The sequence below is a fragment of the Nostoc sp. UIC 10890 genome (genome assembly GCF_054786515.1).
The window spans coordinates 93,349-108,705 of record NZ_JBSGKF010000002.1; the positions used below are offsets into that span (position 1 = coordinate 93,349).

The 15,357-nt window shown below is 39.4% G+C and carries 6 protein-coding genes; 1 reads left to right on the forward strand and 5 read right to left on the reverse strand.

Annotated features, from left to right (window positions below; translation table 11 throughout):
* Nucleotides 1-157 precede the first annotated feature (157 nt).
* The 5 genes from ACWATR_RS30335 to ACWATR_RS30355 form a co-directional block, all read right to left on the reverse strand.
* Complete coding sequence (locus tag ACWATR_RS30335; RefSeq protein ID WP_460341053.1) at nucleotides 158-310, reverse strand: hypothetical protein; 153 nt, start codon at nucleotides 308-310, stop codon at nucleotides 158-160.
* A 14-nt stretch (nucleotides 311-324) separates the two neighbouring features.
* Nucleotides 325-3,333 carry a CHAT domain-containing protein gene (locus tag ACWATR_RS30340; RefSeq protein WP_460341056.1) on the reverse strand — a complete coding sequence of 1,003 codons (3,009 nt, stop codon included), beginning with the start codon at nucleotides 3,331-3,333 and terminating at the stop codon, nucleotides 325-327.
* 183 nt (nucleotides 3,334-3,516) lie between these two features.
* The gene (locus ACWATR_RS30345; protein WP_460341059.1) at nucleotides 3,517-9,888 is read right to left on the reverse strand and encodes a DEAD/DEAH box helicase; all 6,372 of its coding nucleotides are present in this window, start codon (nucleotides 9,886-9,888) and stop codon (nucleotides 3,517-3,519) included.
* Entirely contained in the window at nucleotides 9,885-10,808 is a 924-nt protein-coding gene (locus tag ACWATR_RS30350; protein ID WP_460341062.1) for a hypothetical protein, read from the reverse strand. The genes ACWATR_RS30345 and ACWATR_RS30350 overlap by 4 nt, the downstream gene beginning before the upstream one ends.
* A 4-nt stretch (nucleotides 10,809-10,812) precedes the next feature.
* Entirely contained in the window at nucleotides 10,813-13,716 is a 2,904-nt protein-coding gene (locus ACWATR_RS30355) for a chromosome partitioning protein ParA (RefSeq protein WP_460341065.1), read from the reverse strand.
* A gap of 460 nt (nucleotides 13,717-14,176) precedes the next feature.
* Between ACWATR_RS30355 and ACWATR_RS30360 the strand changes: the two genes are divergently transcribed.
* Nucleotides 14,177-15,352, forward strand: a complete 1,176-nt coding sequence (locus ACWATR_RS30360; RefSeq protein ID WP_460341068.1) for a helix-turn-helix transcriptional regulator — start codon at nucleotides 14,177-14,179, stop codon at nucleotides 15,350-15,352.
* Nucleotides 15,353-15,357: the final 5 nt, after the last annotated feature.

The following is a 15,357-nucleotide window of genomic DNA, read 5'->3' on the forward strand; positions in this document are numbered from 1 at the left end:
ATAGTTTTGAAAGTTGTGGTTTATTCATCACTAACTAATTGCACAAAACGCTGCCCAGTAAAAAGGCGATTTAAAGAGTTTAGCATCATCTTCTAATTTATAAAGACGACGACGCAGATTTATCCTCATCGTCGGGTCTAATAGTAACTGTTTTTCTTCAATCCATTTTTCCAAATCCCCCTTGCTGCCGCATCTCTAAAACCTGCTGGAAAATCTGCAATTGTCCTTTCTGAAACTCCCAATTACTGCGATAATTCAGGATTCCCCGAATCAGATTAAGATAATCATTTTGGCGTTGCTCATTCGTCATGACTTTTCTCTCCATTACTGACCTATGGCACAGAAAGCTGCCCAGTGAAAGGGTGATTGAAAAGGTTTATCATCATCTAATATATTGTTTAATCTCCGACGTAAACTCATACGCAGTGTGGCATCCAGTTGAATTTGGTTTTCTGCTATCCATATTTGCAGTTCTTTTTTGCTAATATTCCGCAGCCAGATTTGAGCTTGATTTAATGCAGCTGCTACTGATAAAACAGTACGCAAGTTTTGATAAAACTTAATCATCAAGAAAGCTGTTGATACATCCTGGACTGTCCATAAACTGCTGACAACACTAGGACTACCTGCGTAGATAAAGCTACTCGAAATACCTATGTATTCATCACTGAGGATTTTATAATTCGTTAAACCAGTTTCGCAAGCAGAAAGGGTGACAAGACAACATTGGGAGAGGTCAAGGTCAAAAATTTCGCCAAGGGTGATACGTTCCTTATTTGCTAATAATAATGCTGATTCTAAAGGAGATTCAAAATTAAATTCTGCATGACAAGAAAAGTGAACGCAGTTTGCCAAGTTAAGTTGCGAATTTTGTATAACTTCTCTCGTACCATCATCTTGATTGTTGATTTCTATAAGTGCTGCTTTTGTAGCAGCATTTTCAATCAAAGTGTCAGTATGTGCAAAGCAATTTTGAATCCTTTTCACCTCAACAGCAGAGTGACCCAAGTCTTTTGTAGGGTTTTGAATTGCTAAGAGGCGATTAAAATCTGAACATAGCTGTTTTCCAGTGAGTTGTAGTAACTGGCATGAAGGAGCATAACGCACACCTCGGCTGAAGTGGTCTAGAAGATGAGTATTTGGGGATAGAGGTAAAGCATGAAGAGGAATTAGGTGTAAGAAACGATGGGGAATTAAAATTAGTTGGTCACAGTTGCTTGGCAGGTAATTAATAATTTCATCAATATGCAGAATTATTGCGAGGCTTTGCAGTCTTTCTGGAAGTTTTTCCATCCACTGCTTGCGGTTTTGTTGGTAGGATTGCAAATGCTCATTTTGCCAGTCCATCAAAGCTTGCATTTCTTCAGCAGAGGATGACCAAACTAGAGGACGTTCTGATGAGTGGGTGATAATGAAAGTGTGGAAGTTATGATTGCAGATATACCACTCAACTATAGTAGTGCGCTCATCTACAAGAGTTTTAATCTCGCCATAGGAAATAGGTTTAACTTGCTGAGTTGCCCTGAAGTTGGGGTCTATGGGGTCGATTTCGTTTTTAATTAGATGATCCAGTTGTTGAAGTAATTCATTCAGGCGGGTGCGGTCTTTTAGCCAATAATCGGAATCTCCTATTAATTGACCCATGCTGCTTGAGCGATTTTGCTCAATAATGTCTAAGCGACGCTGTTCTGCCACAATTTCTTGCCGCGATCGCTTCAGTTCATTGATAATAGTTTCTGAAATATTGCCTTTAGGGTATATGTCACGTGTGGAGAGCGTGTCAACCAAATTTCGGGCTTTGCTGCGTTCAACGTATTCAAGTGCTTGATCTGGGTGATTGGTTTTGATGTAAGCTTTTACTATGTTGGCGTAAACATCAATTGCTCCTGACAGAATCTCTTGACGCCTAGTATCGGTGATAGCCCAAGTGCGACTTTGTTCGACAGCTTCAATAGCAACGTGATAGCCTTCAATAGCATCTGCCCACTGCTGAGATGCTCTAGCAGTATTACCAAAGTTTTGTCCAGTGCCAAAGCACTCTAAGGGAAAAGCACTAGGTGTGTAAATTTCTAGGGCTGACCGGAAAGAGCTAATTGCTGCCGAAATTTGTTCTAGTTCCAAGTAAACTGCGCCCAGATTATTTTGAATCGTTGCCCAGTATTGGGGAAAAGCTGTTTGGGTATAAACTTGTAAAGCTGCCTGAAAATGCGCGATCGCTGCTTCTAAATTTACCCGTTGCTCACCCTGAATTCTATCCCGATAAGCCACGCCCAGGTTGTTTTGGGTTCTAGCCCAATCTTCAGGAAAGTCTTGTTGGGTGTAAACCTGTAGCGCCGCTTGAAAAGCTGCAATCGCTAACTCTAAGTTTTGTGCCCGTTCGCCCTCAATTCTATTCCAATAGGCAGCACCTAAATTATTTTGGGTGGTAGCCCATTCGTAGGGAAATGCTTCTTGAGTGCGGACTTGCAAGGCTGCTAGGTAGCAGCGAATCGCTTGCTCTAAATTCTGAGTGCGATCGCTGCGTATGCGATCGCTGTAAGCATTACCCAAGTTGCTTTGGGTTCTAGCCCATTCAGTAGGAAACTGGCTTTGAGTATAGACTTGCAAAGCTTCTTCGTGAGCTGCAATTGCCCGTTCTAAATTTTCTTCGCGATCGCCCCGCACCCTTTTAGTATATGCGGCTGCCAGATTATTGCGGTTCGTTGCCCAATCGTTTGGGTAAGCATCATGAGTAAAAACTGTGGCTGCAACTTCAGCACCAGCAATAGCAATCTCCAAATTACTAGCTCTGTCACCTTGGGGAAACTCACGCATCAGGTCGCTGAAATTTCCAATTACTGCTGCAATGCTTTGGGCTTGTCGTGGTTCCACTTGGGCTAGGGTGTCAATTATAACTTGACGTAACAGAACAGCAAAATCGTCGTTCAGCTTCTCCAGATTCTCTGCAAGCAAAGGGTATACTACTTGCGGGTTACTATTGCTTTGTGCAGTTGCCTCATATACCTGGTCTAGAAAAATCAGGTATTCTTCCTGTTTGGTTTTTGCTAACAACTCGCCTTCACCCACTGTCTTATCGGTAACATTTCTTGACGAACTAATTATTTCCGACAGTTGACAAGCAACATGCATTAAAAAATCGGCAGCATTTTGGTAGCCTTGTTCTGCCATTACAGATGCTACCTGTTCCATTGTTTGCACTAGACCTGCATCAATTAACACGGAGTTAGCATTCAAAATCGAATTTGCTTTGCTACTGGGGGAGTTGAGCAAGGAATTAATTAAAGTTAAATAGGCTTTTTGGCGTTCTTCATCCATTACTAATCTATAGAGCAAAACCCTGCCCAGTGAAAAGGTTCCCGAAAAGGCTGGGCATTATCCGGTAAATTATTGAACAAATAGTTAACGGTGGATGGCGAAGGAAATTCAGACACTGATAGCGACTGGCTTTTTGGGGAAGGCTCCGGTGGTGTGGAAGCAGAAAATACTGAAACGCCAATTCTTCGCCATCCTCAAATTTTAAATGGTTTTCTCAACTACTACATAAGTAGTAAATTTAACACGATATTTTCCGCGCTCTCTTGCTAAAAAGGTCATCCCGATGTCAAAAATCACTTGATAATGCAGTCCGTCTTGTCGGTAGATTTCCAGAACGCGACCGTGAGGAATAAGGTGACTCCATTGTTTGAAATCAACTGAGCGTTTAACTCGAACCAACAAATTATTTTCATTCGGTTGGAGTTGAACAAATATTTTTTTAAGCTCTTTCTCTATGGTAAAAGCGTTCTTAGCATCTTTATCTTCAGTTGTGAGAATTTCGACATGAGATTGAGTATCAAATCCACCCCATTTTAATAATTCAACTAAAATGGAAGCCCCTTCTTCCCTGAGATAGCGATCGCGGTAGATAATCTTCGTCACCTCGCTTCCAGATAAAGCAGCCTCTAATCTTAGTTTATTTCTAAGTTCTGACATGCTGAAGTCGCCGCGCCATTCCTTCTCAGAAGGGTTTAAGAAGATTACAGTAGTGTTTATATCTTCTAACTCAGATGCTTGAACAAGTCTTGCTTCCTGGCGTAATGTTTCTAACCGACTAAAAACTGTTTTAACACCTTCTGGGCTTCGGGTTTGAAACCATGTTGGTGGTTCATTGTTTGAGAATTGCTGCAATGACAGTGCAATACGATTACTTTGGTTGCTATTGAAACAGAGAGTTGGGACATCCTGATGTAAATTTTCAGGAAAATGTTCAGCACAAGCCTGGTAAAGTTTTACTAAACCTTGGTCTATCAACTGTTGTAAGCGTTTTCGCCAAACCTTGAGGTGATTTCGTTGATCTAAAGAAGCATCTGAAAGTGCATTGGGGTCTGGCAAATGGTTTACTATTAATTCAAGTGGCTTATTAATCGGTCTCATAGAGTAAACTGCATCTGTAAGCAGATTTAACCAAGGCAAATTTGAACCTTTATTTAAACCAAACTCATCGGTTAGTTTGGGTAAATAAATTAAAGTATCTGGTGCAGCTGCTCGGCAAATTGCTGGTAAGATATCTGCGATGAGAGACAAACTTATTCTGTTAGAGTTGGGAGCAAATTTTTGTAATTCTTCATCTGGACTGACTTGCTCAACTATCGGTCTAAGAAAATCTGCCACTAAATAACGGTTAAATTGGTTGTGAAATGGCTGATTTGAGTAAGTTTGCAAACAGTCATAACAACTAGTTGCACAGTTGCATGATGAAACTATTTTTAATGCTGTCTTTAAAACTTCATCAAAGCGTTCGGCAACGCGACGGCTGTATCCTGCCCCTCCAGGCACATTGTCATAAATAATAATGTTAGCGCGTTTGTCCGAACGAGGCGTAAACAGCCCATCTAATTCTGTACGCGGTACGTCAATTACTTGGGCTGCTGCTGCTAACAATGCATAGGTGAGAGAACGCCAAAATTCTAAACCTCGGTTGCGATTTTTTGTATTGGTAAAAATTTCGCCGTCATCTTCGCGTTCTCCGTCTTCGCCGAACAGGGGTGTGGGTTCAGTTTTGGAGTCAAAGACAATTTTTAGTAAATCGCTACAAAATTCATGTCCCAAATGCATCAATGTATAGCGGCCAGAACATGGTTTTCCCGTTCTGGGATGAGTATGAGGAATTTGCGATGATTGTTGGCTAGTTGCAGAGTTTTTATTGGCTCCTTTTTTACCTCGGCTTTTTTTCGGTTCTCCTTTGGGTAATAAATCGCTCAAATCGCGTCCACAGGTAGTACAAATTGCAAATCCTTTTCTATCAAACCCTTTGTCTTTACCATAGGAACCTTGATTAGCTAAAAAGAAATTTCCACCTTTGCTAACAGTAAGAGTATACAAACCCAATTGTGGTGGTAAGGTTTCTGATAAATCCCCATCATTTATTAAGAAAATCTGAGATACTGGTTGACGCTGCGGTTTGATGTAGGGGGTGACTTCTGGAAGTTTTTCCCAATCAGTTGTAAATGCTTTGGGAACTTTGTAAAGTTTCATTTTTTTAGCAGCAGGTGAGGATGGCTCATCACCGCAGACGGGACAGGATTCTACTAGTTCATCTCCCGTATTAGCATCTAAAAAATGATTACAATTTTGACAAACCCAATAAAATTTTTGTTCTAATTCTGTTGGTTTGAGAATGCCAACACTTTTGTACATTCGGTCATCTACTATTATTTCTTGGTCTGGAGCATATTCACCAAGAGCAAGTCGGCGATCGCGTTCTAGTCGATGTTTTCCTTGTGCCGAATTATACTCATTGCTTTCCCCAGTCAAAAGGCGAACTACGTCAATAGGAAAACCATAAATTGGTAGGATACTGGCTTGCGCTAGTTCGTTGTGTAGGCGACGAGAGCCAATTTTATCAAGTTCGCGCTTTGTCCCAGCCATGAGTCTGGCTATTTTCTCTAAATTTTTTGTTTCAGATGGATCGGTAATGCGGTTTCGTAGTTCAAGCATATCTTCCGCTAAACTATTCCAATCTTGAAGTTGCTGCTCTTGAAAATCTTCAATCCCATCTTTAAAGCCTTTCAGCACTATAGCTGCTTGACTTTCAAAGCTACCTAACCGAGTTAGCCACTGCAAGGCTAGCTGTGCTGCTTCATCGCTATTTAGCCATTGTTGTAACTTACAAATCTTGGCTTCAGGGGCAGGAGTGAAATTTTCAGAGGAAGCAGGATTTTCTAGTGGTAAATCCAAAAACTCTGCTATTTTTATTTCTTCTGCACTGAGATTCCAGTTTTCTCGTAAAAATGCAGCTAGTAACTCAGCATGAATGTGACGCTGCTGTATTTGGAAGTTAGCAGAATCAAGCTTGGGGATTTGATTGCTACCAGCAATTAGCTCTTTTGGTTGCTCAAAATAAAAGCGGTCGTGGGGACGACGTTGACCGTACATTAAAGTAATAGCTACACCATCTGTGCGTCGTCCAGCGCGTCCGGCTCGTTGCTGATAGTTGCTAACATGGGGAGGGAAATTGCGAAGAACCACCGCTTGCAACTCACCAATATCTACACCCATTTCTAAGGTTGTCGAACAACTGAGCATATTGATGCGACCTTGGCGAAAACGATTTTCGCGTTTTTCTAGTTCCGCAACACCTAGCTGTGCTGTATGTTCTTGCGATCGCAGTGGCAAGGGTAAGCGTTGTTTAATTAAATACTGCTGGTAATGTTCGGCAGAGGTTTGTTCAATTTTTTCAGGTGTGTAAGACTCAAGAGTACCACCACATTTATAAGCCGAACATCTTTGAACGCTAAGTTTTCCAAGAGTGATTTTTGATAAACTTGGAACATGAAAAATCTGCTGGCAGCAATTACATTTGTACCAATCTTGCCGCGTCTCAAAAATATTTAAGAGTCCCCAGTTGAGTTGAAATCCCTTTTTAGCTGAAACAAGTAAGCCAAAGTCTTGAAGTTGCCGAAAAAGCCATATAAAATCTTCTTTACTAGGAAGTTCCTCTTCGCCAAATATTTGTAAGAAGTACCAACCCAAGCGATTTGGTGGTTTTCTCACCTTTCCTTGTTTCCAAGGCATAAAAGAGGGAGAGTCTTTATATTTTTTTGTGTCATCATCTGATTTTTCTAAAAATAGGTAATTTTTAGACTTACCCTGAGCATCTATCATTTCGGGACGGCGACCATCGCCTCCGGTTTCTTGAAAGTAGCTGGATGAGCCTTCAATGCTAACAATTCCTGTGCGACGGATGATGTCAGTAATAACTGTCAATAAAATCTGCGCCTCATCATTGCTGATTTCAAATTTACCAGCAACTGACTCTATTAAATGCTTCTCCAATTCTATATGACAAGTTAACAATGCAAATGCTTCTAAGGTTAAACGACGGTTAAAATAAAGAGCAAATTCCTTAACTAATATTTCCTTAGCTCGTTTCTGAGCTAAATCTTCCGCATCTATTTTATTTTTTCTATCTTTAGGTTCCTCTTCTGGATCGTTAGGACGGTAGCTTTTATAATTTACATCAGATTTTCGGTCAGGGTGAGGAATATAAAATTCTAAAAAGTCTGCTTTCAGTTGGTGAATTACTTGATTAACAGATGTAATACCTTCAGTATTTTTTACCTGATTAAATGCTTGCCAAAGCATCTGTCGGTATAGCATTTCGGTATGGGTACGTTGATAGTCAGACGCAAAAAAGGCTGCATCTTGACGACCATCGGAAAAGGTAAGTATTTTCCGCTTTGAAGAGTTTTTATCAGTCTTTTCTGTTTCTGGTAGTAGTTCAAATAGACTATCAAGCATCGCCTCTAATGGGCCATCTGTATAAGTCACAAATCGATTAATTGCTAGAGTAGTGCGTCCAGTTCCAGCACCACAAGCAGCACATCTGTTTAAATAACAACCGCCTTCATCTCCGTCATTTTTTTTGCGATGCCATGCTAAAATAAATTCATTTTCTGGTGTTACTTTGTTTGTAAACGTTTCATCTGAAAGTTTACCAATCCAGCCATGCTTCTGAAGTTCAAATTTAAAAGTTTTTAGTGTTGTTGATTCTTGTTCCTCTTCATCTTCATCTTCACCCATTTCCTCTTCTTCTGTTACACTGTCTAAATTGCCAGAAGTCAAAGTGTAAATCTTGGTATTATCCTTTAATGCTTGAATTGATCTGGGTAGAGATTCTAGTTCTCCCGAATCTTGACGTTGAGTAAATACATAACCCTGACCGCATTGAGAACAACTACCCAATTCTAATACAGGGGAACCACAGCATTCACAGGTTTTTTTCTCATTCAAATAAAGTTGCCCATATCGTACTTCACGGTCTGAATAAATTGGGTCGTGCGCTGCTCCCGAACATTTGGGATTAATACAGGCATAAAGTCCCTCTAAACTGCGAAATAAAAGATGCAATCTCACAGGAAGTAAAGGTAAATCATCTGGATTTGCACGAGCGAGAGTACCTATTTGCAGCAAATGAGCTAGTGCAACTTCTGCATCTGTATCATCAACGCTACCATCTAATTTAATTGGCAGATTTACACCCCATAATTCTGTAGAGCGAACTATTTCTTTCCAAGGTTTAGGTTCGCGACAAAGTATATTAATCAGTCTATGTATTAAGGGATGCCCCTTGAGAGCAAACCAGAGGAATTTGTGGATATCGCTATCAGCTTGCGACTCAGCTAATTTTAGTTGTTGTTCGGGTACAATAGCGCTCAGTGGGTCAAACCAGGAACTAATTGGAGAACCTTGTTGTGGTAATTCAATAATACTTAAATATTGTATAATTTCTTCATTAGTAAGTGCAGCAGGTAGGGTATAAGGTTTGCCTAATCGGTCTTTGGCATTGAGACGCTGACCGCGAATTACTTGACTAAAAGTTTCACCAAAAAACTCTCCTGCAAATGCGATAACTTTATCATCAACCGAAGCATCTCCTAAGCTGGCACTGGTAGCGATGCAGCGAATTTTACCTTTTTGTTCCACACCTACGGAAGCTTTAAAACGCTCCAACAGCATGGAAACTTCACTACCCTTAGCACCATCATAGGTGTGAGCTTCATCTACTACTAACATTTTGAAAGTATTTACTGAAGCCTCAAAAATTTTTTCTCGCTCCTTGGGCCGAATCAACATATGCTCCAGCATGGAGTAGTTGGTAATTAAAATATGGGGTGGTGCTTCCCACATTTCTTCTCTTGAGAGTAATTGCACTTGGCTAGTTTTTTCAATAGCTTTATCAATTAATTCTTCATCTTTTATAGATTTTATTTCAGCCGAGGTAAATAATTGCCGCAGTTCCTCTGGATCGTAAGCTGCAAATTCTTCTCTTAATGACTCTATTGCTTTACCTCTGTCTTTTTCGGTGCGACTGGTGTAGAATCCAAATTTAGTTTTGGTTGTCGTCTTTTGGCGACATAATAATTGCCGCAGACGTTTAACTTGGTCATTTACCAGAGCGTTCATCGGGTATAAAATTAGCACCCGCACTCCAGCGATCGATAAATTATCTCCTTCTTTCAGTAGCATATCGAGCATGGGTGTCAGGAAACACTCAGTTTTTCCCGAACCTGTACCAGTCGCAACGACTATATTTTGCTGTTGTTCCACAACTGCGCGGATAGCTTTTTCTTGATGTTCGTACAACCGACGGCTACTAGGTATAAATAGTGTTGCCATATCAGCGTGTAAAACCCCTTGTTCGACCAAATCATTGATACTAAGACTTGATTTATACGGCTGAGAACCTTCGAGGTAAGGATGTTGCCAAAGGTTTCCAGGTTGCTCTAATAATTGCTTAAAACCGTAGCGGAGATGGGGGTCACGTAGGGGGTAAGCTGTAAGTAAATAGCGAATAAAGTCTGCACGGGGTTGTTCAACTGCTGCGATTGGATCTAGATATTTAGTCATACTAATTTAGCTCCTAAACGTTTAAATGCTTCTTTTACAAATGGCCAGTTTTTTGATTGAAAATTTCGAGTTCTGTATTCTTCTCCAGGCTCAGAAATATGCCATAACCACCGTGCATAGGTACTGGGAAGATAGACACCTTGCAAATTTAACTTTCCTGGACGTTCATCCCAAATTATTTTTAAAGGACATTCCATTTGTTTGTCCTGGTAGAACATGGCTAAAATAGCTAAATCTGGCTCTAATTCATAAAAATTTTGGTCTTCAAACCAGAGATATTCACCTGTGGGTAAGTGCAATATATCTTCATTTTTGATACTTTCGCGGCTTGGATTGCGCCAACGTTCTTTCTGCGCTTCATTACAGGGTACGTATCGCTGAATATAGCTTCCATTTTGCCAATTTTTGATAGAAAAAGGGTCTTCTGTCCAAGTTGAACGCAACTCCGATTTCAAAGGTTTTCTTGGGATTGGTAAATTTTCAATACTATCTGAAATAGTCAGCAAACGAATACCAACTTGATTAAGACGGTTTTTAATCCTATGAAATTGATTACTTTGAGGGCGTAACACTAAAGGATTTGGAGGGTTTTGTTGACTTTCTAGGACTTGATGAGCCAGAGTCAAATAAGCGCGATCGCCCCGAAATAGCAAACTTGTTAAATCTTCTTTATTCTGGGCTAAAACCATCGGAGGAGCAATGCAGTAATGGTTTCGCGTTCCTGCTAATATTTCACCTTCTGCTTGCAATTCATTTAGGGTATTTTGAATTGTATCTGTTAGGTTTTCTTGAGATTCGTTGGGAGAAAGACTTGAAACTAGCAGCGAAATAATCTGATGCTTTGTTAAAGGCTGTGGAATTGTCTGATTATCGGAATGACGATGATTGCTGAGTAGTCGAGTAATTTTTTCGGCAAACATGATTTTATGATATTAATATTTTTTGAGCCTCGTTGGAGGTTAAAGGCTGAGTTTTTTGAATGTATTCTAGAGGTATATAGCTGTTAATATTATTTATATTCTTGTATTTCAATACTAGAATATCATTGTAAACAGGTTGTTTAGGAAGATGAATACTTAAATTTCCTTTCTGGCGATGATTCTTTTCAATGTTTATTTCTATTTGTTTAAAAACAAAATTACGTTTTTTAGAGTTTGTTAAACTTATTAATAACCAATTTTCTTGAATAGCTGCTACATGAACAGTATCCGCTCCTTTTGATATTGTTACTTTTTGCGTACTTGCCGGACTTTTCAACTTGACTTTTAGATTTCCAACAATAGCTTGGAGTTTCTCTGTAAGAGAATTAATCTGCAACCATTCTGGAAGATAGCAGGGTAAATTTTTCAGGCTATCAATAGCTGTTTGTAATAAATAGGGGTCATAATCATATTTATTGGCAGATTTCACAAAATCACTAACAGATTCATTATCTAGAATGGTGTAGCAGTAATCTGCCAAATCTTCATTTTCTAAAGTTTCATCCGGTAAATCATTTTGATTGCTATTACACCACCAACCAAGGTTATGTCGTAGTTTACGTGAGCCTAATATCTGAATGTTATAAATTCCAGGTTGCAATTTTAACGGAACATTAATTCTATATTCATTTGACGAAACTCGGTAAATTTTAATTTCTACTGGCGAATTTTCAGGTAAGAGTAAATTCCAGCATGAAAGAGAATAAAGTTCGTTAGGTGATAAACCAGATATTTGAACTGCTTGATTATCCCAAATGCAGCTCATTACCAGGGAAGCAACTTCCATTTCTATTAAACGTTGTGTTTCCCCACCTATCCTCTGGAAATCTAAAGCATACCAATTAGAATCAGGAGATAATAAATTATAGAAAGATGCCAAGTTTATGTGTAAATTACCCAATGAATCTGCTTGACACTGAGAAGATACAGTTTCCTGCCTATCATATAAAGATAAACTGATAATTTCTAGAGGTAAAAGACCTTTCATTTTAATTTCTTCTGCCCAAAAAGTATCAGCAGAACTATTATGAATAGGTAAGTTTTCTACCTGTCCTTGCGAACTGCTACTAATTAGTAAATTTTTAATCTCTGGCTTGCTAGCCATCTGATAGTTAGACTGAGTTTCAAACTTATATGACCAGCGATGAAATTGATTCCAAAAGCGGGCTTCATATTTCCCTGGTTCAATAATCCATTTATCGAGAGGAATTGCTTGCCATTTATCGCTTGGTTGTATTATTTCAGTTGTAGTAATAATTGTTTTTTGATGGGTGATATTTTCGATAGAAACATTTAAGGATATTTGTCCCTCAATAGGCGGATACCAGAACGTGGGAATTTCTAAATAAACAGATTTTTTACCTTTGAGCTTCAGTCCTCTTAAGCTTGGTTGTTCCTCAGAAGAAACTTTCCAGCTAATCGTTGGGAATGTAGTAATCTCTTCATCGGAGAAAGCTATGAAGACAATTGATGATTCTTTCGTTGTCAGTGTCAGCTGTTTACCTTGCCAGCCTCTAATACTAGATGGTATACAAGTATCTACAATTTCAATACCATTACCAAAGTCTAGACAAATGCCTTTAGGAGTAAAGAAAATAATTTCTTTGGCTCCCCTGATGCTAGGATTAGCAGAGTCTAAATTTAAGTGTTCGCCTGTCCCAGCATCGAATATTAGACAAGGCAGATTCCTGGCTACACCCTCAAGCTTCCACTCATTTAAGCAATTTTTTCGATGATCTAAGAGTTGCCATTCCCATAGTTCAGCCCCACTTTTGATATTTACAATTTGTTCGGGAATCATTAATCCTGGATTATTGGGAATAGTACCTTCCCAATGTGCTGCTGGAATTTGGCAGAAAGTACCACTTAAGCGTTCCCAACCTTTCTTCCAAAGGCTTTGTTCTGGCAGCACTAGCTGCATATTCAATGATTCAGTAACATCTAAAACCAGTGATAGAGGCTTTTGGCGACGACTAATTATTTTACGGCTATTACCAAAACGACGCTGTTTAGGAGTTAAAACCTGAATTAGACTGTTCCAATCCCTCAAGAAAAAATTGTTTGGTAAGTAATAGTTTCTCAGCAGCTTTTCGCGCTCATTGTCATCTTTCAGCGTTTCAGGTAATGTTCCTTGACGTTCAAGTTCAACAGCAATAATAGCAATACCTTGAAGTAACTGCCCGGATATTGGTTCAACTTCCTCGTTTTCTTTCTGCGGGCAACTAGATTTAAGAAAATGAATTAGAGTAGTCCATTGAGGATGCTTTTCGTGACAAAAATCAAACAGTTCTTCAGAAATATCTTCACATGAGCTATGGGCAATTTCCCACCATCCATATTCATTTGAGAATTCCTGAACTAAGTGGGCAAAATGATTGAGGTTTTGTTGAGGAATACCACTTTGCAGCCATAAGGTTGATACATAGGGATACCCTCCTTTAGCTTTGACAAGACCAAGTAGGTCAAACCCTTCACCAACGATCCGACGTAGTGTCTTCTCTAAACTTTGATTACACGAAAGTTTTAACCTTTGACAAAAACCATACCAAAATTTTTCTTCAACGCTTGAATAATAATATGCATACTCAGATAGAGCAAAGGTTAGAATTTTCAGCCAGTTCTGCTCAGGTTCATCGAATCTTTCATATAACTTATTATAAGTAACTGTACTTAGGTTGCTCAAGTTATAGCCTACAACATCTAAAACTTGGTCTGTGGCTTTTTGACTAATCTGAATGCTACCCAAAAATCGCTGTTTATCTGGACGATTATAATGAGACCAATGTGACGAAATTGTTTGCCAAAGATGTTGCGTTTGTTTTGGTATAGAGAAGTTAAAAGTAGTCATTGTTTAGTAGATAACTAACTTAGTTAAACTGCGTCGCTAACGCTGGGCTATCGGAGAAGGGATTTATCCCTTCTGCCTTTTTCCCTCTGCTTTCTTGTTCAATTTTTACTAACCAGACAACCAACAAAGTTCGGTTGCTGCCCTGACAAAAAAGTATCTCTATACTTAAGATTCCCTGCAAAGGGTTTTAAGTAACTATTTTTACACTATATCTACAATTTACGCGGAAAATTATCTATTAAGATATCGGTCTAGTACTTCTGCTGTTTGAGTGCAATGTAGCCTGAATTCCTTGATTTACCTTGTATAAACTGCATAGTAGCAAAAGGGATTTCAAGAAATCCATTAAATCCGAGTATTTATTTGATTATTTAAAATTACCTAAAAAGCAAGACTAGTAGAGCTTTGAGAGGTTAATTTAAGTACTAGTTGAATATTTTCTTTTACTTGACAGGTCAAAATGCCCAAGAAGTCTATTGCTCATCTTTATACTGACCTCCAGGCGTTTGAACGGTTGATGCTACTGATTGCGACTTTTGTGCGTTATCCCGGAGTGGGCAACAGTGATTTTAATGATTCAATCGATACAAAATCTGGGGGTTATCATGATGCACTTACTGAGGTGTCGGTGCGTTTGCAGGAAGTTGCTCGTGACTGCGGTATTGATTTGCCAGCTTACTCACTACACACGCTGCGAAAAGATTTGCGGACATTGCGTCACTACAATATCCTAGACAACCGCATGTATCGTTGGGGTTATTATCTGGGGACTGGTGCAATGAGTCGGGTAGAATTACAGGTTGCGTTCAATGCCTTGAGTTCTCAAGCAAAATATCAACAAGATCCGCAAGTTAACAAAATTTATCAAATATTGATGCGACGATTGCGGGGACTGAACTTAGCAGACCAATTTGCCTATCCAGTGCGGGCGCAAATCAATCGAGCAATTATTTACACTGACCCGCAAGAAATGATGGCTGATAGTAAGTATCGCGGCACCCTTTTTGAAAAACTAGAACAGCTAGAAAGCGCTATTATTCGGGGCCAGGCAATAGAAATTTACCGCAGTCGTAATGCTTATCAAAAAGGTATTACTGAGTTTTTAAATATTTACCCTTTACAACTTATCTATTCAGATATAGCTTGGTATCTATTGCATGAAGATTGTCAGAATGGACATTTAGCTATCTCAAGGTTGGATAGGTTTACCGAACACTTTAAGTTGCTTGACTCTAAAGGACGGGATTCAACAGAACAATGGCAAAGCCTCCAATTCGCACATCAACTACTGGAGAATGGCTGGGGGTTATATTTAGGTAAACAAGAGGAACAAAGTTTAGAGCGACAGGGAAAATTAGATTTTGTTAAAGTAACCGTGCGCTTCTTTCCTGATGTTATGGTGTTTATTCAAGAAGGCGAAAAACGCCATAAAAGCCAGAAAATTTCTTTTGGAGCGAAAACTCCAGATGGAAAACCAAGCTACCTAGATTACAGACTCAAACTTCCATCGCGATCGCTGACGGAATTTAGCCGTTGGGTTTATCGCTTTATGGGTAGCGCTCAATTCCTTACACCCAAGGAATTGGTGGAAAAACACAAGCAAGCTGCTCAGGAATTGCTTGCTCGTTATCTTTGAATTAT